Annotated in this window: 18 protein-coding genes; 9 read left to right on the top strand and 9 right to left on the bottom strand. The window is 62.7% G+C overall.

The window, feature by feature from the left end; translation table 11 throughout:
• Positions 1 to 97: 97 nt before the first annotated feature.
• Together FQ668_RS21480 and FQ668_RS29165 are read left to right on the top strand one after the other, a co-directional pair.
• Positions 98 to 991 (top strand): LysR family transcriptional regulator, encoded by an 894-nt coding sequence (locus tag FQ668_RS21480; protein ID WP_014590072.1) that lies wholly within the window; start codon positions 98 to 100, stop codon positions 989 to 991.
• A 124-nt stretch (positions 992 to 1,115) separates the two neighbouring features.
• Positions 1,116 to 1,244 carry a PA1414 family protein gene (locus FQ668_RS29165; RefSeq protein ID WP_009683677.1) on the top strand — a complete coding sequence of 43 codons (129 nt, stop codon included), beginning with the start codon at positions 1,116 to 1,118 and terminating at the stop codon, positions 1,242 to 1,244.
• A gap of 127 nt (positions 1,245 to 1,371) precedes the next feature.
• Here FQ668_RS29165 and FQ668_RS21475 read toward each other — a convergent pair whose 3' ends face one another.
• Together FQ668_RS21475 and speB are read right to left on the bottom strand one after the other, a co-directional pair.
• A complete protein-coding gene (locus tag FQ668_RS21475) occupies positions 1,372 to 2,751 on the bottom strand; it encodes a sodium:solute symporter (protein ID WP_014590073.1) in 1,380 nt (459 codons plus the stop codon).
• A gap of 132 nt (positions 2,752 to 2,883) precedes the next feature.
• Complete coding sequence (gene speB / locus FQ668_RS21470; protein ID WP_003254586.1) at positions 2,884 to 3,834, bottom strand: agmatinase; 951 nt, start codon at positions 3,832 to 3,834, stop codon at positions 2,884 to 2,886.
• Positions 3,835 to 4,059: 225 nt separating this feature from the next.
• Here speB and FQ668_RS21465 point away from each other — a divergent pair, with 225 nt between their 5' ends.
• From FQ668_RS21465 to FQ668_RS21455, 3 genes are all read left to right on the top strand, one after another.
• A complete protein-coding gene (locus tag FQ668_RS21465; RefSeq protein WP_003254585.1) occupies positions 4,060 to 4,953 on the top strand; it encodes a LysR family transcriptional regulator in 894 nt (297 codons plus the stop codon).
• Between the two features lie 137 nt (positions 4,954 to 5,090).
• Positions 5,091 to 6,656: a PAS domain-containing methyl-accepting chemotaxis protein gene (locus FQ668_RS21460; RefSeq protein WP_144180645.1), complete on the top strand. Its 1,566-nt coding sequence runs from the start codon at positions 5,091 to 5,093 to the stop codon at positions 6,654 to 6,656.
• 144 nt (positions 6,657 to 6,800) lie between these two features.
• On the top strand, positions 6,801 to 7,400 hold the full coding sequence (locus tag FQ668_RS21455; RefSeq protein WP_019437583.1) for a tRNA-uridine aminocarboxypropyltransferase: 600 nt from the start codon (positions 6,801 to 6,803) through the stop codon (positions 7,398 to 7,400).
• A 60-nt stretch (positions 7,401 to 7,460) separates the two neighbouring features.
• Here the strand turns inward: FQ668_RS21455 and FQ668_RS21450 are convergent, their stop codons facing one another.
• The 3 genes from FQ668_RS21450 to FQ668_RS21440 form a co-directional block, all read right to left on the bottom strand.
• Complete coding sequence (locus FQ668_RS21450; RefSeq protein ID WP_012051559.1) at positions 7,461 to 8,819, bottom strand: TolC family outer membrane protein; 1,359 nt, start codon at positions 8,817 to 8,819, stop codon at positions 7,461 to 7,463.
• Positions 8,820 to 9,130: 311 nt separating this feature from the next.
• On the bottom strand, positions 9,131 to 9,496 hold the full coding sequence (locus FQ668_RS21445; protein ID WP_014590077.1) for a YbaN family protein: 366 nt from the start codon (positions 9,494 to 9,496) through the stop codon (positions 9,131 to 9,133).
• Between the two features lie 7 nt (positions 9,497 to 9,503).
• On the bottom strand, positions 9,504 to 10,091 hold the full coding sequence (locus FQ668_RS21440; RefSeq protein WP_010955200.1) for a YecA family protein: 588 nt from the start codon (positions 10,089 to 10,091) through the stop codon (positions 9,504 to 9,506).
• Between the two features lie 243 nt (positions 10,092 to 10,334).
• On the opposite strand from FQ668_RS21440, the gene recQ reads away from it, so the two are divergent.
• Both recQ and FQ668_RS21425 read left to right on the top strand, forming a co-directional pair.
• Positions 10,335 to 12,482 (top strand): DNA helicase RecQ, encoded by a 2,148-nt coding sequence (recQ, locus tag FQ668_RS21430; RefSeq protein WP_019437584.1) that lies wholly within the window; start codon positions 10,335 to 10,337, stop codon positions 12,480 to 12,482.
• A 151-nt stretch (positions 12,483 to 12,633) separates the two neighbouring features.
• Positions 12,634 to 13,071 carry a MarR family transcriptional regulator gene (locus tag FQ668_RS21425; protein WP_010955198.1) on the top strand — a complete coding sequence of 146 codons (438 nt, stop codon included), beginning with the start codon at positions 12,634 to 12,636 and terminating at the stop codon, positions 13,069 to 13,071.
• Between the two features lie 32 nt (positions 13,072 to 13,103).
• Here FQ668_RS21425 and FQ668_RS21420 read toward each other — a convergent pair whose 3' ends face one another.
• Positions 13,104 to 15,290: a patatin-like phospholipase family protein gene (locus FQ668_RS21420; RefSeq protein WP_019437585.1), complete on the bottom strand. Its 2,187-nt coding sequence runs from the start codon at positions 15,288 to 15,290 to the stop codon at positions 13,104 to 13,106.
• Positions 15,291 to 15,357: 67 nt separating this feature from the next.
• Here FQ668_RS21420 and FQ668_RS21415 point away from each other — a divergent pair, with 67 nt between their 5' ends.
• Positions 15,358 to 15,639 (top strand): SelT/SelW/SelH family protein, encoded by a 282-nt coding sequence (locus FQ668_RS21415; protein ID WP_014590080.1) that lies wholly within the window; start codon positions 15,358 to 15,360, stop codon positions 15,637 to 15,639.
• Here FQ668_RS21415 and FQ668_RS21410 read toward each other — a convergent pair whose 3' ends face one another.
• Positions 15,640 to 16,530, bottom strand: coding sequence for a DMT family transporter (locus FQ668_RS21410; RefSeq protein ID WP_014590081.1), 891 nt, complete (start codon positions 16,528 to 16,530; stop codon positions 15,640 to 15,642).
• Between the two features lie 221 nt (positions 16,531 to 16,751).
• Entirely contained in the window at positions 16,752 to 17,519 is a 768-nt protein-coding gene (locus FQ668_RS21405; protein WP_019437586.1) for an AraC family transcriptional regulator, read from the bottom strand.
• 127 nt (positions 17,520 to 17,646) lie between these two features.
• On the opposite strand from FQ668_RS21405, the gene FQ668_RS21400 reads away from it, so the two are divergent.
• Positions 17,647 to 18,444, top strand: a complete 798-nt coding sequence (locus FQ668_RS21400; protein WP_003254566.1) for a UDP-2,3-diacylglucosamine diphosphatase — start codon at positions 17,647 to 17,649, stop codon at positions 18,442 to 18,444.
• Positions 18,445 to 18,472: 28 nt separating this feature from the next.
• Here FQ668_RS21400 and FQ668_RS21395 read toward each other — a convergent pair whose 3' ends face one another.
• Positions 18,473 to 18,784 carry a DUF962 domain-containing protein gene (locus FQ668_RS21395; RefSeq protein ID WP_014590083.1) on the bottom strand — a complete coding sequence of 104 codons (312 nt, stop codon included), beginning with the start codon at positions 18,782 to 18,784 and terminating at the stop codon, positions 18,473 to 18,475.
• Positions 18,785 to 18,878: the final 94 nt, after the last annotated feature.

The following is an 18,878-nucleotide window of genomic DNA, read 5'->3' as shown; positions in this document are numbered from 1 at the left end:
CTCCTGCGCAGGTAAGCGATAGATGGCAGGTTAAGGTGCTTTGTTTTTCAATAAAATTGAATAATGATGATCAAGTTGTTCTGTTTTGGAGAATGCTGTGGAATTCAGCCAACTGCGTATCTTCCAGGCCGTGGCCGAGGAAGGTTCGGTTACCCGCGCCGCAGAGCGTCTGCATCGAGTGCCATCAAACCTTTCCACGCGCCTGCGCCAACTCGAGGAGCAGCTGGGCGTCGAACTGTTCCTGCGCGAACGCCAGCGGCTGCAACTGTCGCCAGCAGGCAAGGTGCTGCTGGACTATGCCAACCGTATGTCCGCCTTGCGCGACGAAGCGCTGGGCGCCGTGCGTGGCGGTCAGCCGGCTGGGGACTTCGTGCTGGGGACCATGTACAGCACGGCGGCGACCCACCTGCCGGCGTTGCTGGCGCGCTATCATCAGGCTTACCCGCAGGTGAACCTGCAAGTGCGTGCAGCACCCAGCGGCGAGTTGCTTGAAGGGCTGTTGAACCACACCCTGGATGCTGCTCTTGTGGACGGGCCACCGAGCCTTGCCGGGCTGGATGGCGTGCCGCTGTGCGATGAGCAACTGGTACTGATCACCAGCCCTGAGCACCCGGCGGTCTTCACAGCCAAGGACGTGGCGGGCAAGGCGGTGTTCACCTTCCGCCAGGGCTGCTCGTACCGCATGCGCCTGGAGGCCTGGTATGCCCATGCCCATACGCCGATGGGGCGTGTGATGGAGATCGAGTCGTACCAGAGCATGCTGGCCTGTGTGATCGCGGGTGCGGGTGTGGCAATGATGGCCCAGTCGATGCTCGACAGCCTGCCTGGACGTGATCGGGTGAGGGTGCACCCGCTGCAGGCACCTTTCGATCAGGCGGTCACCTGGCTGATGTGGCGCCAGGGTATGCGTGGGGCTAATCTGCAGGCATGGATCGACCTGCAACAAAGCGAAACGATTAACCAGTCGTCGGAATGCGCCGCCACGGCTTGATCCGCGTCAAAATCGCCCTTATCTGTAGGAACAGAGGCATGCGTAATACAGGACATCGGGCTATGATCTGTATGAAACATCGCAGGATTGATTTGCCGTGAGGCTGACCCGTCAAGGGGGCATTATGAATAAACCACTGTCAAACTGGCTCCATGACCTTGCTGTCGCCTTGGGGCTGATTCCACCACCCTTGCAGCCGGTGCCGATCCCGACTGATGAAGAGCAGCGCAAACGTCAACCGCGTCGGCGCTGATTAACGACAAAGGCCGCTTCACCCGGTTGGGTGCAGCGGCCTTTTTGTGTCTGCTGATTGTCTATTGCCTGTGCCGGCCCTTTCGCGGGCAAGCCCGCTCCTACAAGCGAAAGGGCCGGTACAGCAGTCAGGCCAGCTTTACCGCTGCCACCGACTTGCGTGACGCCAGGCTCACCCCCACAAAGCTCACCAGCCCTACTGCCAGGCTGTAGTAGATCGGCGTATTGGCCTCCAGCCCGTCCAGGAACATGAACAGCAGGGCGGTAGCAAAGCCCAGCGACATGCTGGCAATCGCGCCTGCGGTGGTCGCACGCTTCCAGAAGATCGCCCCGATCAGCGGGATCAGCATACCGCCGACCAGCAGGTTATAAGCCAGGGTCAGGGCGTTGATCACATCATTTACCACCAGCGCGATGCCCAGCACCACCAGGCCGGTGAGCAGGGTGAACAGGCGGCTGGTACCCAGGCTCGACTGCTTGCCACCACGCAACTTGGGCAGCAGGTCTTCGGTCACGGTGGTCGAGGCAGCCAGCAGACCGGCGCTGGCGGTGGACATCATGGCCGCCAGCGCTGCTGCCATCAGCAGGCCACGGATGCCATCGGGCAGGGTGGTCTTGATCATCTCGGCAAAGGCGTTGTTCGGGTTGGCCAGGTCGGGCATCAGCACATGCGCAGCCATGCCGATCGCAGCACAGGCCAGGCCATACAGCACGCAGTACACACCAGCGGTGGTACCGGCACGCTGACAGACCTTTTCGTCACGGGCGGTGAACACCCGCTGCCAGATGTCCTGGCCGATGAGGATGCCGAAGAAGTAGATCAGGAAGTAAGTGATGATGGTGTCCCAGCCAATGGTAGTCAGCTGGAAGCTGGCCGCTGGCAATTTGGCCACCAGGGTGTCCCAGCCACCGGCCTTGTACAGGCACACCGGCAGCAGGATGAACATCAGGCCGACGGTCTTGATCACGAACTGGACGATATCGGTCAGTGTCAGCGACCACATGCCGCCAATGGTGGAGTACAGCACTACCACACCGCCGCCGAGCATCAGTGAAGCCCAGAACGGCAGGTCCAGCAGCACCTGCAGGACGGTGGCCATGGCCAGGGTCGAGGTGACACCGATCATCAGCGCGTAAGCCAGCATGATGACGGCGCTGGCCTGGCGTGCGGTCGGGTTGTAGCGCTGTTCCAGTACCTGGGTCACGGTGAAGATGCGCAGGCGCAGCAGCGGTTTGGCGAGGAACAGGTTGATGGCGATGATGCCCAGGCCCAGGGCTGCGCACAGCCAGAAACCGGAAATGCCGTGGACGTAGCCCAGGCGCACGGTGCCGACGGTGGAAGCACCACCGAGCACGGTGGTGGCCATGGTGCCCATGTACAGCACCGGGCCGAGATTGCGCCCGGCCACCAGGTAGTCTTCATGGGTTTTCGCGCGCCGCATGCCATACCAGCCAAGCCCGAGCATGCCGGCGGTGTAGATCATTACAACAATGATGTCCAAGGCCATTGGGGGTCTCCCGATTATCTTTATTATGGCGAGATCGACCATGCGGGCGGGTTCACCGCGCCCGGCGGTCTTGTCGTGTGTTGGCGGGCCTCAGTGGCCCTCCCTGATGGCTCCTGCCGGGGTGTAGCGGTATTAACGACGCACCACGCCCGGTAGCACGCAGAGCATCTCGAACAGCAGGTTGGCACCGAGCAGCGAGGTGTTGCCGGTGGTGTCGTAAGGCGGGGAGACTTCGACAAGGTCACAGCCGATCAGGTCCAGGCCGTGGCAGCCGCGAATGATCTCCATCGCCTGGATGGTGGTCAAGCCGCCGATTTCCGGGGTACCGGTACCGGGCGCCCAGGCCGGGTCGATGCCATCGATGTCGAACGACAGGTAAACCGGGCCGCCGCCGACTTTTTCCCGCACTTCGGCCATCAGTGGCTCCAGCGACTTATGCCAGCACTCTTCGGCCTGGACCACGCGGAAGCCTTGGCGACGGCTCCAGTTGAAGTCATCGGCTGTGTAGCCCTGGGCGCGCAGGCCGATCTGCACCACACGGTCACAATCGAGCAGGCCTTCTTCCACTGCGCGGCGGAAGGTGGTGCCGTGGGCGATCTTCTCGCCGAACATGTGGTCGTTGACGTCGGCGTGGGCATCGATGTGCACCAGGCCGATCTTGCCGTGCTTCTTGTGCAGCGCACGCAGGATCGGCAGGGTGATGGTGTGATCGCCACCCAGGGTCATGGGGATGACGTTGTGCTCGACGATCTCGTCATACGCTTCTTCGATGATGCGCACGGCGTCCAGCAGATTGAAGGTGTTGATTGCCACATCACCGATATCGGCTACCGACAGCGAGTCGAACGGGGCTGCACCGGTCGCCATGTTGTACGGGCGGATCATCACCGATTCGGCGCGGATCTGCCGCGGGCCGAAGCGGGTGCCGGAGCGTAGCGAGGTACCGATATCCAGCGGTACGCCAATGAAGGCAGCATCCAGGCCTTCGGCGCTTTGCAGGTGGGGGAGGCGGAGCATGGTGGCGATGCCGCCGAAACGCGGCATTTCGTTGCCGCCCAGTGGTTGGTGGAGAGTCTTGTCCACGGTGGGCCTCATCAGTCGGTCGATTGTTGTGTTTGTTCGAACCTGTGCCGCCGCGCGCCATTCACGTGGGTTTTGCCGGCGGGTAGGGACATTTCGGCCAAGTCTGCTCAAGGGAGTGCCGGGGAAGAATCGCTACCGACAAATACTTAGTTCAGGATTTTCTGAACTAAAGCCGGGTGGAGCAGTTAGACTGCGCGCACATACCCTTTGTGGAACCGTTGCACCATGGCCTCGACCTTGCCCGACCTGAAACTGCTGCGCATCTTCATCAGCGTGGTGCGCCACCAGGGCTTTGCCAACGCCCAGCGCGAGCTGAACCTGTCGACCTCGGCCATCAGTACCTACATGAGCCAGCTGGAGGGCGCCTTGGGTATCGTGCTGTGCCACCGGGGGCGGGGTGGCTTCAGCCTGACCAGCAAGGGCGAGCTGTTCCATCAGGAAACCCTGCGCCTGCTGGCCGAGCTGGACGGTTTCGAGCAGTATGCCGCCGCCCTCAAGGGTGAATTGCGTGGCACCCTCAACCTTGGGGTGATCGACTCCACAGTCGGTGACCGCGCCTTGCCGCTGGCCGAAGCCATCGGCGCCTACAGCCAGGAGCACCCGGCGGTGCACCTGCACCTGTCGGTGTCCAGCCCCTACGAGCTGCAACTGGGTGTGCAGGACAACCGCCTGGACCTGGCCATAGGCGCGTTTTCTTCGCGGATGAGCGGTCTGCTCTACCAGCCGTTGTACCGCGAGCAGCATTGGCTGTACTGCAGCAGCCGCCACCCGTTGTATGCCGAGCGGCGCATTCCCGAGCAGGTGGTGACCCAGCAGCGCATGGTCGGCCGTGGTTATTGGAGCCAGGCCGAACTGGCCCGGCATGGCTTCAAGCACAGTGCTGCGACAGTTGAAAGTATGGAGGCGCAGCTGATCCTGATCCTTTCCGGGGCCTATATTGGCTACTTGCCCGAGCACTACGCCCAAGCCTGGGTCGACAAAGGTGACTTGCGCGTACTGTCGCCGTCGACCTTTGGTTACCAGGCCCCGTTCTCGCTGATCATTCGCCGCGGGCGCAGCCGCGAACCGTTGATCCAGACCTTCCGTGACCTGTTGAAAAGCCAGCTCAACGTGGGCTGAGATGCGACGCATTCATGCATTCCGTCGGGAGGGGGTTAAATTCCGGTAAACGCTGGCCGCTAACCTGATAGCGCTCTGCTACATATCAACTTGCGCTGATGATTTCCCCTTATTTCATCCTGCAAGGATCGCCCAAGATGCGCATGAATTTGCCCGTCACTGAGCACGAAAGAACCTTCTCCGGCGATCAACGCCTGATTTCCACGACTGACCTCAACAGCCGCATCACCTACTGCAACGACGCCTTTGTGGCGATCAGCGGGTTTACCTACGACGAACTGATCGGTCAACCGCACAACCTAGTGCGCCACCCGGACATGCCGCCGGCGGTGTTTGGCCATATGTGGGAAACCATCAAGCAGGGCAAACCCTGGATGGGCATCGTCAAGAACCGGGCGAAGAACGGCGATTACTACTGGGTAAGCGCCTACGTCACGGCGATATACGAACAGGGGCGGATCAGTGGCTACGAGTCGGTGCGCTCGGTGCCCACCCGTGAGCAGATCCGCCGTGCCGAGGCACTGTATGCGCGCTTGCGCGATGGCCGCAGCCCGGTGCCCTGGGCTGCTCGTCTGGGGCACGGCCTGGGCCATGGCTGGCCGCTGATCGGCGCCGGCCTGCTGTCGGCGGCGGGTTACCTGTGGTTGCCGCCTTACGCGGCGCTTGGGGTGCTGATGGCGAGCCTGCTGCTGGCCTGGTACCTGGTCGAGCACCGGCAGAACCAGGCCGTCCGCCGCACGCTGGCCGAGCACCCCAAGGCCTTCACCAGCCCGCTGGTGGCGCTGACCTACAGCGACAACCCGGGCCTGCGGGGCCAGCTCGATCTGGCCATCATCAGCGAAGAAGCCCGTCTGCAAACGGCCCTGACCCGACTGGTGGATGCCGGGGTCGGGGTAAAATCGCGGGCTGCGCAATCCTCTGACCTGTCCGATGCGCAGGCGCAGATGCTCGACCGCCAGCGCAGCGAGACCGACCAGTCCCCCACGGCTATCGCGCAGATGGCGGCTACCATCCAGCAGGTCACCCACAACGTGCAAAGCACGGCGCACGCGGCAGGTGATGCCGACCAGCTGGCGCAGCAGGGCAGCGAGCTGGCCCTGAAGAGCCTGCAAGCCATGGGCAGCATGAGTGATGCGGTCAATGACATTGGTCAGGCAGTCAACGCCTTGGCCGAGCAGACCCAGTCGATTGGTAGTGTGGTCGACGTGATCACTTCGATTGCCGAGCAGACCAACCTGCTGGCGCTTAACGCTGCCATTGAAGCAGCGCGCGCCGGTGAGCAAGGGCGTGGGTTCGCCGTGGTGGCTGATGAAGTGCGGTCTTTGGCGCAGCGTACCCGCGCGTCGACCGAAGAGATCCACCATATCATTGCCTCGTTGAGGGCCGGGGCGGAGCGAGCGGTGAGCACTGCCAGCCGGGGCGAGCAGATTTCCCGGGACAGTGTGCACAGTGTCGAGGCGGTGCAGGCGGCGCTGAGCGGGATTGCCGTGGCGGTCAGCCGCATCACCGGCATGAGCCAGCAGATGGCCACGGCATCGGAGCAGCAGAGCCATGTGGCTGAAGACATCAACCAGCAGATCGTGAGGATTGCCCAACTGTGCGACCAGAGTGCCGGGCAAGCCAGGCAAGGCGCGGAAATCAGCCAGGACCTCGAGCGCATGGCGGAGTACCTGCACAGCCTGGCGGAAAGGTTCAACCGCTGAAATCGCTGGGGCCGCGAAGCAGGCCACGCGGAGGCAGGCACGGGCTTCGCCCGTGTTCGCGGGCAAGCCCGCTCCTACAGGAGCGAATGGCCCGCAAAGCGGGCCCCGGTTATGTGGCAAACTGTCCCCGCCAAGGAGACCGCCATGCCCAGACCCCGCTGCGAGCGCTGCCAGCGCCCGTTCGACCATTGCCTATGCCCACTGATCCCCACGCTCGACAGCCGCACCCGTGTGATCCTGCTGCAGCACCCCAGTGAAACTGCCCATGCCCTGAACACGGCGCGCCTGGCTGCCCTTGGCCTGAACAATGCCGAGCTGCGGATTGGAGAGGTGTTCGATGACCTGCATGACCTGCTCGCCACCCCTGAATACCAGCCGGTGCTGCTGTTCCCGGGGGATGACGCCCAGGTGCTGACAGCCTATGGCGAGGCGGGCGACAAACCTTTGCTGCTGATCGTGCCCGACGGCACCTGGCGCAAGGCGCGCAAGCTGCTGTACCTGAACCCGTTGCTTGGGGGGCTGCCACGGGTGACGCTGGGGCAGGTGGCCCCTTCACGCTATCGGTTGCGCAAAGCGCCGGAGGCGGGAGCATTGTCGACGATCGAGGCTGTGGTCGGGGCATTGAATACGCTGGAACAACCGGCCTGCTTCGATGCACTGCTGGCGCCGTTCGAGGCGTTGATCGAGGGGCAGATCAGGGCTATGGGCGTAGAGACTTTTCAGCGTAATCATGGCCGCGAATGAGGGTTGAGGGCTGCTTTGCACCATTCGCAACACAAAGCAGCCCCGCTACCTAAAACCCGCTCAACGCATCTCAGGCAGCCGCGCCTCGGTGCGGACTTCGGTGGTCGCCAGCGCCTCTGGTGGCAACGAAATATGCTGTTTGCTCAGCAATTCACCCATGGTCGCCAGTACGCGGTAGCGCGAGAACTCTTCGGTGTAACGCACCTCGGTGTAGCGGCGGTCGGCGTTGTACAGCTCGTTCTCACTGTCGAGTACGTCCAGCAGGGTGCGCTGGCCCAGGCCGAACTGGTCCTGGTAGGCCGCACGCACACGCTTGGTGGTCTCGGCGTATTCACGCGCGGTCGGCAGCTGCTTGCTGGCGTTGTTCATGGCGTTCCACGCCAGGCTCAGGTTCTCGGTCAACTCACGCAGGGCGTTGTTGCGAATGTCCAGTGCCTGGTTGATCTTGTGCGCGTCGGACTGCAGGCGAGCCTTGTCGCTGCCACCGCGGAACAGGTTGTAGTTCATCTCCACGCCAGCTTGCCAGTCGTTGTTGTTGTGGCCTTTCTCGCCGCCGGTGTTGTTGTTGGCTCCGGTTGCCAGAATGGCGTCGAAGCGTGGGTAGAAGGTCGACTTGCCCACTTCGTACTGCTTCTCGGCGGCGTTGACGTCAGCCTGGGCAGACTTGATGTACGGGTTGTTCTGACGCATGCCATCGCGGGCTTCGTCGAGGGTGCCTGGCACCTCGCCCTTGATGCTCTGCGGGCTTTCCAGCTCGTCCGGGGCGCGACCGATCACGCTGAAGAAGTTGGCCTCGGCATCGGCCAGGTCGACTTCGGCGGTGTCCAGGTTGTTTTCCGCCAGGGCACGACGGGCGCGGGACTGGTCGAGGTCGGCGGTGCTGCCGACGCCGCGCTCGTTGCGCAGGCCAATCTGGTCGTTGACGCGCAGGTGAGCTTGCAGGTTGTTCTTGGCCAGGGTCACCAGTTCACGGCGTTTGAGCACTTCCAGGTAGACCTCGACTGCACGCAGGGCGACATCCTGGGCAACGGCCTGAGTGTAATAGGCGCGGGAGGTAGAGACCGCCTCGGTGCGGCCTACTTCATTCGAGGTGTTGAAGCCGTCGAAGATCATCTGCCGCAGGCGCAGTTCGGACTGGGTGTAGTTGAGGGTTTCCTTGTTGTGGTTTCCCTCGGCGCGGGTAGTGGCGTTGTCCGAGCGCTGGCGGCCGTAACCGGCAACCAGGTCCACGGAAGGGTAGTAGCCACCACGCGCGAACTTCACGTCTTCATCGGCCGACAGCTTGCTGTTACGGTTGGAGCTGACTTGTGGGTGGTAGTCCACGGCGCTTTGGACAGCCTCGGTAATCGACATCGCCTGTACGTTGGCACTCGCCAGGGCCAACAGTAAAGCACTGGTGATGGGGTTCAAAACGCGCATGGTACATCTCCCTGATCCTGGAATTGATCCTGCTGTTCGCCAAAAAAATGACGATAAACTTATCGCGTATAGTGTTGCAGGTTTTTAACAACACAGCTAAGTACATTCAACGCGATAGATAAGAAGATTTATTCATATCAAATTGCCATATAAGATCTTTGTTGTCTAATAAGTGTGCATTCCAGCGCACGAAATGAACGCAAGAAGTGCCTTGAAAACCAATGGATACAAGGGCTATGCGTAGTTCCAGAACTAATTTGGATAAATAGGTTGTTGATTAGGCGAAAGCGATATTTGGCGACAAAATATTGTCACCTTGGCTTGTGCAGGGTCTTCAGGCTGAGAATGTACAGGGTGACCAATACGGCACTGGTCAACATGAAGGTGCGCGCCCAGAATAGCGGCACCAGATAGCACGACAGGCCAATGCTGGCCCACATCAGGCCGATGGCGTAGACCTTGCCCTTGAGGGGGATGCCTTCACCACTGAGGTAGTCACGGATCCATGGCCCCAGCTTGGGATGATGGACCAGCCAGTGATGGAAGCGCGGCGAGCTGCGGGCAAAGCAGGCCGCCGCCAAAAGCAGGAATGGGGTGGTGGGCAATACCGGCAAAAATATCCCCAGCACCCCCAGCGCGACGCTGAGCCAGCCAGTGGCCAGCAGCAGGTAGCGCACAGGTTGCTCAGTGGTGGCGTGGCTTGAGCAGCGCCGGTTTTTCGTCAGGGGCGTGCAGCAGCAGGAACAATGCGCTCAATGCCTCGGGGATTTGCACGATCATGTCATCCTGCAGGTTGGCGTTGCTGGCGATATCGGCGAACTCTGGTTGCTCGTCGAACAAGCCCGAACCCACCATGATCGGCAGCAGCATCTCGCTGACTTCTTCCTCGGCGTTCTCGAACCACGCCTCTTCCCGCAGGAACACGCCTTCCATGAAGCCGATGCACCAGCCGCGCAGGTCGGAATCGTCCGGCTCATCGGTCAGGTCGAGGTCGCAGGGCAGGTCGAATTCTTCGTCGCTGGCCAGCTGGCGGGCAATGTGCGCCTTGAGCGCCACCAGGGTGGCTTCGATCTCGGTGCGCTGGGCTTCGCTGGCGTAGTGCGGCTCCTCGGCGAACAGGGCGTCGATCCATTCGCGCTCGGGCACGTCCTCGGCGTTGATCGAAAGAGCGGTGAGGTAGCCGTGTGCGGCGACATAGTCCAGCGCTTCTTCGTGCAGCTCGTCGGCGTCGAGGAAGGCTTGCAGGCGGGTCAGTTGCTCGGCGAAGGACATTACAGGGCTACCTTGGGGAATAAACGATAACGAATTCTAGCACCTTGCAGCGGCAGCGGGGCAAAGGGAACGTCTATCGCCGCGGTGCATGTGCAGCACGGTGCTGCGGTATACTCCGCGATTTTTCATCCAGGGGCAGGTTTTAACGGCTGCCTGGCAAAAACCGCTTACGCATTTGGCGTGTGCGGGGCGGGTTTTTCGTCCAGCCTTTATCCAGGATGGTACGGCGATTTGGAGTTGCACATGCTCGAACAGGCTCAGCGCGTTCTCAAGGACATCTTCGGCTACGACAGTTTCCGTGGGCGCCAGGCAGCGATCATCGAATGCGTGGCCAATGGCGGCGATGCCTTGGTACTGATGCCCACCGGTGGCGGCAAATCGCTGTGTTTCCAGGTGCCGGGGCTGCTGCGCCCGGGCCTGACGGTGGTGGTATCGCCACTGATCGCGCTGATGGACGACCAGGTCGCCACCCTTGACGAGCTGGGTGTATCTGCGGCCGCCCTGAACTCTACCCTGACGGCGGAGCAGCAGCGTGAACTGGCCGGGCGCTTGCGCCGTGGTGAAGTCAAGATGCTGTATCTTGCGCCGGAACGCCTGGTGCAGCCGCGCATGCTCGACTTCCTGCGCGATCTGGACATCTCGCTGTTCGCTATTGACGAGGCCCACTGTGTATCGCAATGGGGGCACGATTTCCGCCCAGAGTACCTGCAGCTGGGCCAGCTGGCCGAACTGTTTCCGCATGTACCGCGCATTGCGCTTACCGCTACAGCCGACATGCGAACCCGCGAGGAGATCGTTCAGCGCCTGCACCTGCAAGGCGCCGAGCGCTTCCTGTCGAGTTTCGACCGGCCCAACATCTTCTACCGCATCGTGCCCAAGGAGGCACCGCGCAAGCAGTTGATGGCCTTCCTCGGCGAACGTCGTGGCAACGCAGGCATCGTCTACTGCCTGTCGCGCAAGAAGGTCGACGAAACCGCCGCCTTCCTCTGCAGTCAGGGTTTCCCTGCGCTGCCGTATCACGCCGGCCTGGCCGCCGAGACACGTGCGGCCAACCAGCACCGCTTTCTCAACGAGGAAGGGCTGATCATGGTCGCTACCATTGCTTTCGGCATGGGTATCGACAAGCCCAACGTGCGTTTCGTTGCTCACCTCGACCTGCCCAAATCGCTTGAAGCCTACTACCAGGAAACCGGCCGGGCCGGCCGTGACGGCCTGCCCTCCGATGCCTGGATGGCCTACGGGCTGCAGGACATGGTGATGCTCAAGCAGATGCTGCAGAACTCCGAAGGCGACGAGCGCCACAAGCGCATCGAGCAGCACAAGCTGGAAGCCATGCTGGCGCTGTGCGAAGAAACGCGCTGCCGCCGCCAGACGCTGCTGGCCTACTTCGACGAAACCCTCGAACAACCGTGCGGGCACTGCGACAACTGTGTCGACAACATCCAGACCTGGGACGCCACCGAGCCGGCCCGCCAGGCGCTGTCGGCGGTGTTCCGCACCGGCCAGCGCTATGGTGTTGGCCACCTGGTCGATGTGCTGTTGGGCAAGGACACCGAGAAGGTGCGCAATTTCGGCCACGAGAAGCTGTCGGTATTCGGCGTTGGCAAAGGCTTGGCCGAGGTGGAGTGGCGCTCGCTGTTCCGTCAGTTGGTGGCGCGCGGGCTGGTCGATATCGACCTGGAAGGCTACGGCGGACTGCGCCTGTCCGACAGCTGCCGGCCGCTGCTGCGCGGCGAGGTGACCTTGCAACTGCGCCGTGACCTCAAACCGCAGACCACGGCCAAAACCTCGTCGTCCAGCGGCGGCAGCCCGGCCAGCCAGCTGGTGCGTGCCGAAGAGCGCGATCTGTGGGAAGCGCTGCGTACCCTGCGCCGCAAGCTGGCCGAAGAACACAGTGTGCCGCCCTACGTCATCTTCCCCGACTCGACACTGCTGGAGATGCTGCGCAGCCAGCCGGTCAGCCTCAGCGACATGGCCCAGGTCAGCGGTGTGGGGGCGCGCAAGCTGGAGCGCTACGGCCAGGCGTTCCTCGAAGTGCTGAACAACAGCGGTGGCACCGACGAGGCACCGAAAGTGGTGCTCGACCTGCGCCACGAACTGGTCAGCCTGGCCCGTGCCGGCATGACCCCGGCGCAGATCGCCGGGCAGCTCAATTGCAGCGAGAAGAACGTGTATAGCCTGCTGGCCGAGGCGCTGGGCCGCCAGGAACTGAGTCTGGACCAGGCCATCGACCTGCCGGAAGACCTGATGATGGAGGTGCAGGACGCCTTTCTTGATGGTGAGGGTGAGCTGCCACCGGTGTCGGCCATTGCGCCGCAATTCGGGGCGCGGGTGCCGGAGGGCGTACTCTATTGCGTGCGCGCAGCGCTGGCGGCGGAATTCGAATTGTAAACGCATGCAGGATCGAAGGCAGAAGCGCCATCTGCTGACCTTTGTCATGCTTTTTGACGATTATCGAACGCGTAACCATGGCCGAGCCTTGCCTCGTGGGGCAGGGCATGGTTAGCTGCCTAATAATTAGATCTACTCCAATGAGTTCCTTATGCCCCTGAACGACAACCAACACCGCTTTGGCATGCAATTGGCTCAGATGTCCCGAGGTTGGCGTGCCGAGCTGGACCGCCGCCTGGCCGGGCTCAACCTGTCCCAGGCGCGCTGGCTGGTGTTGCTGCACCTGGCGCGCTTCGAAGAAGCCCCGACACAGCGTGAGCTGGCCCAGAGCGTAGGCGTCGAAGGCCCGACCCTGGCGCGTCTGCTTGACAGCCTGGAAGCGCAAGGGCTGGTGCGCCGGCAGGCGGTGCTGGAGGATCGGCGGGCGAAGAAGATTGTGCTGTGCCCGCCGGCCAAGCCGTTGATCGATCAGATCGAGACCATCGCCAACCAGCTGCGGGTAGAGCTGTTTACCGGCGTGGACGAGGCGGACTTGCAGGTCTGTATGCGCGTGCATGCCAAGATCCTGGCCAACCTCGAAAAGTCCTGAGCTCACCCATCGATGCAGGTGCAGTGCAAGCCTCAGAAGGTGTGCCCAAGGTTCAGGTACACCGCTTGCTCATGCGCACTGTTGGCGCCGTAGCTGAAGTTCAGCGGCCCTAGAGGCGTATCCAGCCCCAGGAAGATGCTCGCCGCATTGATGTACCCACTGTCGAATTCGTTGTCGTTGTTCCACGCCCGACCACGCTCCAGCGAGCCGCCGATGTACAGCGGGAAGTCCAGCGGCACATAGGCCCGCGGCGTCAGCCGGCGGTAATAGACCATGCGCACCAGGCTCGCGTTCTGCCCCGATACCGAGTCCTCGCGGAAGCCTGACAGCTGTCGCGCCCCGCCCATCACGAAGCTCGACGTCACCACTTCGGTATCGTCCAGCGTGCGCCCGTAGCTCCCACCCAGCACGAACGTGTTCGGCCCGCTGCTGATGGCCTTGTCCAGGGTGAACAGCCACTGCCGGTAATCCTGGTCGGAGTCCAGCGACTTGTCGTATTTGCGCAGGGTCAGGCCGATGTCCTCGCCATGGTGCGGGAAGTACACGTTATCGAGGGTGTCGAACGAGTACTTCAGCTCGTAGAAACCTTCGTTGAAACTGACTTTGGGCAGATCCTGGTCGCCGATGCGCACCTCGGTCTCGCCCCAGGCCTTGCCCACGCCCAGACGCACTTCACCGCTGTTGCCGATCTGCCGGCCTACGTTCAGGCCAAAACCGTAGCGCTCCAGGCGATACTCGGCGACGGGGTCGTTGTCCAGGGTGGCTTCGATGTTCTGAGAGCCCAGGTCCAGGTATGGCGCGATGAAGTAGCGTGAGCCCACATCCAGGGGTTGGTAGAACTCACTGTACAGCGCTTGCTGGTCACCGATCTGGCCGCGGGTCAGCCATTCGGCGCCAAGGCTGTTGATGCCGTTGACCCGGTAGCTGGCGCCCAGGTTGAATGCGCTGTCGCCGCGCAGGTCATCGGACAGGTTCAGGCCCAGGCGCAGGTAGTCGGTGCCGCCGCGTCGGCCGCGGGCGTTGATCACCAAGGTATTGTCGTTGCCCTTGTGCACCACGCGGTACTGCACCCTGTCGAAATAGTCCAGGCCATACAGCGTACCCATGTCGGTCTGCAGGCGGTCCAGTTCCAGCGGCGCGTCGATCGGCTGGCGGATGTACGAGCGGATCACATCATCGCTGACCTTGGAGTCGTTTTCGATCCGGATTGCGGTGATTACCGGCGTGCGCTGGCGCGGCGAGCGGGCCACGGCCAGGCTGGCGTCGCCCTCGAGCTGGCGCAGGGCGGCCAGGCGCGGGTCAAGCAGGCGAGTGGCGCGGTAACCGGCGTCGATCATGTCGCGGGCACGGCCGAAATCTGTCACGCCGAAGGCAGTCAGCGATGGCTGGATGAGGATGTCGTCGCGGTGCAGGCTGGCCAGTTGTTCTTCGGAGTTGCGCCGGGTCATCAAAGTGATCGACTGATTCAGCACGTCGACCACCGTCAGTAATTGCTTGCGATCGCGCAGCGGGGTGCCGATGTCGACCACGATGGCCAGGTCCACGCCCATTTCGCGGGCCACATCCACCGGGATGTTGTCGACCATCCCGCCGTCCACCAGCAGGCGGCCGTCCAGTTCGACCGGGGCGAACACCGCGGGGATCGACATGCTGGCGCGGATTACCTGGGGCAGGTGACCACGGCGGAATACGACTTTTTCGCCACTGGCGATGTCGGTAGCCACCGCGCGGAAGGGGATGGGCAGCTTGTCGAAGTCGCGGGTGTCGGCGGTATGCGCCAGTTTGCTTTCCAGCAGCAGTGACAAGTTCTGGCCCTGGATCACACCCAGCGGCAGGCCCAGGCTGCCGTCGTCGCGAAAGCTGAGCTTCTGCTTGACCAGAAAGTCACGGTCATCCTGCTTGCGCCGGAACGGCACATCCTTGCGCGGCGGGGCGTCGGAGAGTGCCTGTTGCCAGTCAAGGGTGGTCGCAAGTTTTTCCAGTTCTTCGACACTGTAGCCCGAGGCATACAGGCCGCCGACCACCGCGCCCATGCTGGTGCCGGCGATGGCGTCGATGCGCACACCCTGTTCCTCCAGCGCCTTGAGTACGCCGATGTGGGCCAGGCCACGGGCCGCACCGCCAGACAACACCAGGCCAACCTTGGGCCTGGCGGGTTCCGCAGCGATTGCCGTAAGCGAGGTAAGGACGAGCAGAAAACAGAACAGCAAACGGCGCATCGTGAGTCTCAAACCGTGGGCTAAAGACCGCTAGTATAAGCGGCCCCTTACCTGGAGATGTTTCACCATGGCTGATCACAAGCCGGAAATCGTCATCACCTATTGCACCCAGTGCCAGTGGCTGCTGCGTGCTGCCTGGCTGGCACAGGAACTGCTCAGCACCTTTTCCGACGACCTTGGCCGGGTAGCGCTGGAGCCGGGTACTGGGGGTATCTTCCGCATCACCTGCAATGGTGTGCAGATCTGGGAGCGCAAGGCCGACGGTGGTTTCCCCGAAGCGAAGGTACTGAAGCAGCGGGTGCGCGACCAGGTCGACCCGCAGCGTGATCTTGGTCACAACGACCGCTGATCAGGCGCCCTCGGTCAGTGGCCGCTGCCTGGGCGGCTGCTCGGCAGCCAGGCGGCTGGACAGTACGATGGCGAAGATGATCAGCGCGCCGCCCAGCAGCATGCGCACGGTCGGGGTTTCGGCGAACACTGCCCAGGCCACGGCAATGCCGTAGACCGGCTCCATGCCGAACACGACGGCGGCGGTGCGCGCCTTGATCACCGCCAGGCTGGCGACGAACAGGCTGTGCGCCACACCCGTGCAGAAGATGCCGAGCAGGGCGATCCACAGCCAGTCCGGGGCCGCAACGTCGGTCAGGCCGGGCGCTGCGAACGGCAGCAGGCACAGGCCCACCACCAGGTTTTGCCAAAGAGCGGCCTGTACCGCAGGCAAACGGCCGGAGCCGGCCCGGTTGGTCAGTGACAGCAGCGAGAACAGCAGGCCCGAGAGCAGTGCCCAGAGCAGGCCGCCGGTGGCTTCGCTGGCCAGGTCGAATGCCGGTGTGACCAGTATCAGGCCGATGCTGACCAGCACGACCAAGACGGCTTCGTTACGGTGGATACGCTCGCGGAACAGCAGGCTTTCGAGGATCACCGTAAAGGCCGGGAAGCTGGCGAAGCCGAGGGTGGCGATGGCTACGCCGCCCACTTTGACGGCGATGAAGAAGCTGACCCAGTGGCCGGCCAGCAGCACACCACCGAGCAGCAGGCGGCGCGCATCCTGGCTGCTCAGGCGTTGCCAGCCCGGACCGGCCAGGCTGGCGAACAGGGCCAGGGCGAGTACGGCGAAGGCAGCGCGACCGAAGACGATGATCGCCGGGCTGGCACTGGTGGCCAGTTTGCCGAAGACGCCGGTAAGGCCGAAGAACAGCGCGCCAATGTGCAGGGCGCCGAGGGCGGTGCGGTGGTTCATGGTAGTCCTTGATGAAGATCTCTACAGGCAGTGCCGGTCCTTTCGCGGGTAAACCCGCTCCTACAGGTTGTGCCGGGCCTTTCGCGGGTAAACCCGCTCCTACAGGTGTGCACAACCTTCAGGGCCGCGGGAAATCCTGTAGGAGCGGGTTTACCCGCGAAGGGGCCGGCAAAGGCAAAGTGTAAAGCCTCAGGCAAACACATTCTGTCGCAAGACTGCTGTCAGTTATCGCCAGACTCTCGCCGCAAAGCCAAAGGTGTACACCCGAACGCCCGCAGCATCGCCGCTGAAAAGGCACTTTGCGAGCTATACCCAACCTGCGCCGCAACTTCGCCCATCGGCAGTACGGTCTGCACGATTAGCCGCCGCGCCTTGAGCAACCGCCGCTGGCGAATGTAGTCCATCGGAGTCATCCCGCACTCCGCGGTAAATCGCGCATGCAGCCGGGCAATGGACAGCCCGGCGATGCGTGCCAGGTCGGCAACCTGCAGCGGGTAGGCAGCATGCTGTTCGATATGCGCATCGAAGGCGCTGTAGGGCAGGCGCTTGCTGGCGTGCACGCTGGCTGCCGCCGTGGCGTTGAGGCTGGCCAGCAGCAGGGCCGCGCCTTGCCTGGCGATCAACGGGTCGTGCACGGGGCTGGTCGCCAGCCAGTCCACCAGTTGCTGTTGGCGCTCATCCAGGCATACGGCGGCGGGGCGGTCGAGCAGGCGGCGGCTGGCATCGGCATGCTCGCCCAGGTGCTCGCGCAGCCAAGGCTCCCCAGGCACATCAAGCACCAGGCAATCACTGCCGGCATCGCTGGCGCATGTGTGATGAGCACCCGCCGGGACCACGATCAGCCCCTGGCGATCGATGCCGGCGCCATGCCCCTGGACCTCGAACTCCAGGCGGCCGCGCAGGCCGAACACCAGTTGCGGGTGTTCGTGGCTGTGGGCGATCAGGCTGTCGCGGTAATGGCGCAGCGAGAGGATCGGGCCGGCGGTCATGGGGGCTTCCTCGCAGGGCAGGCGCCCATTGTGCCTCAATCCCTGCACGCCATCACTCGTCACTGTTTTGCCATGGCGCTGTCATGTACGCCTGCCAGTCTCCAGCAAACTGCGCCGGAGCCTGCCCATGAGCCATGCCGAACTGTCCCGCCCCTCGCGCAAGCAACGCGTGCGTACCCTGTGGATCTCCGACGTGCACCTGGGTACCCGCGACTGCCAGGCCGAACACCTGTCGCAATTTCTCAAGGGCTACCAGGCTGATCGTGTCTACCTGGTGGGCGATATCATCGATGGCTGGAAACTGCGCGGCGGGATTTACTGGCCGCAAGCCCACACCAACGTGATTCGCCGGCTGTTGACCATGAGCAAGCGCGGCACCGAAGTGATCTACGTCACCGGCAACCATGACGAATTCCTGCGCCGCTACTCGAAGCTGATTCTGGGTAACATTCAGCTGGTAGACGAGGCAGAGCACCTGACAGCCGATGGCCGCCGACTGCTGGTGGTCCATGGCGATCAGTTCGATGTGATTACCCGTTACCACCGCTGGCTGGCGTTTCTGGGTGACCGCGCCTACGAATTCACCTTGGTGCTCAACCGCTGGCTCAACCACTGGCGTGCGCGGTATGGCTATGGTTACTGGTCGCTGTCGGCGTACCTCAAGCACAAGGTGAAAGGCGCGGTGAACTTCATCAGCGACTTCGAGAACGCCATTGCCCATGAGTGCACCCGCCGTGGGTTTCATGGGGTCGTGTGCGGGCATATCCATCATGCCGAAATCCGCAAGGTGGGTGAGGTGGACTACCTCAATTGCGGGGACTGGGTGGAGTCGTGCACGGCGTTGATCGAGCATTGGGACGGCAGTGTCGAACTGTATCGGCTGGCCGAAGCGCAGGCCGTGGCGGCGTTGCGCGAGCCGGCTTAGGGGCGAGCCGCCAAGAGACCTCGGATGCTTACAGCCTGAGCTTGCCCAGCAGGATATCCCGGAACATCACGAAATCCCCGGCCAGGCTGTACAGCGGATAGGTAAAGGTCGCTGGCCGATTTTTCTCGAAAAAGAAGTGCCCGACCCAGGCAAAGCCATAGCCGAACACCGGCACGGCCAGCAGCAGCAACCATTTGCCACTGCCAATGGTGTAGGCCAGCAGCGCTATCACCAGGCTGGTGCCGACGAAGTGCAGGCGGCGGCAGGTGGGGTTGCTGTGCTCCCCCAGGTAGTACGGATAGAACTCGGCAAAACTGCGAAACTGCGCTTTGCTGTTCATGGCAGTGCTCCGGGATTAATACTTCTGGACAAGATACACGGCGTGGAGCCTGATTCGAGTCTAGAGTGACTGACGGGGCCTACCAGTGACAATA

The sequence above is a fragment of the Pseudomonas sp. Kh14 genome, assembly GCF_900291005.1.
GTDB classification, from domain to species: domain Bacteria; phylum Pseudomonadota; class Gammaproteobacteria; order Pseudomonadales; family Pseudomonadaceae; genus Aquipseudomonas; species Aquipseudomonas alloputida.
Note: the sequence above shows the minus strand (reverse complement) of the source record. Positions and strands in the feature narration are given on the sequence as shown.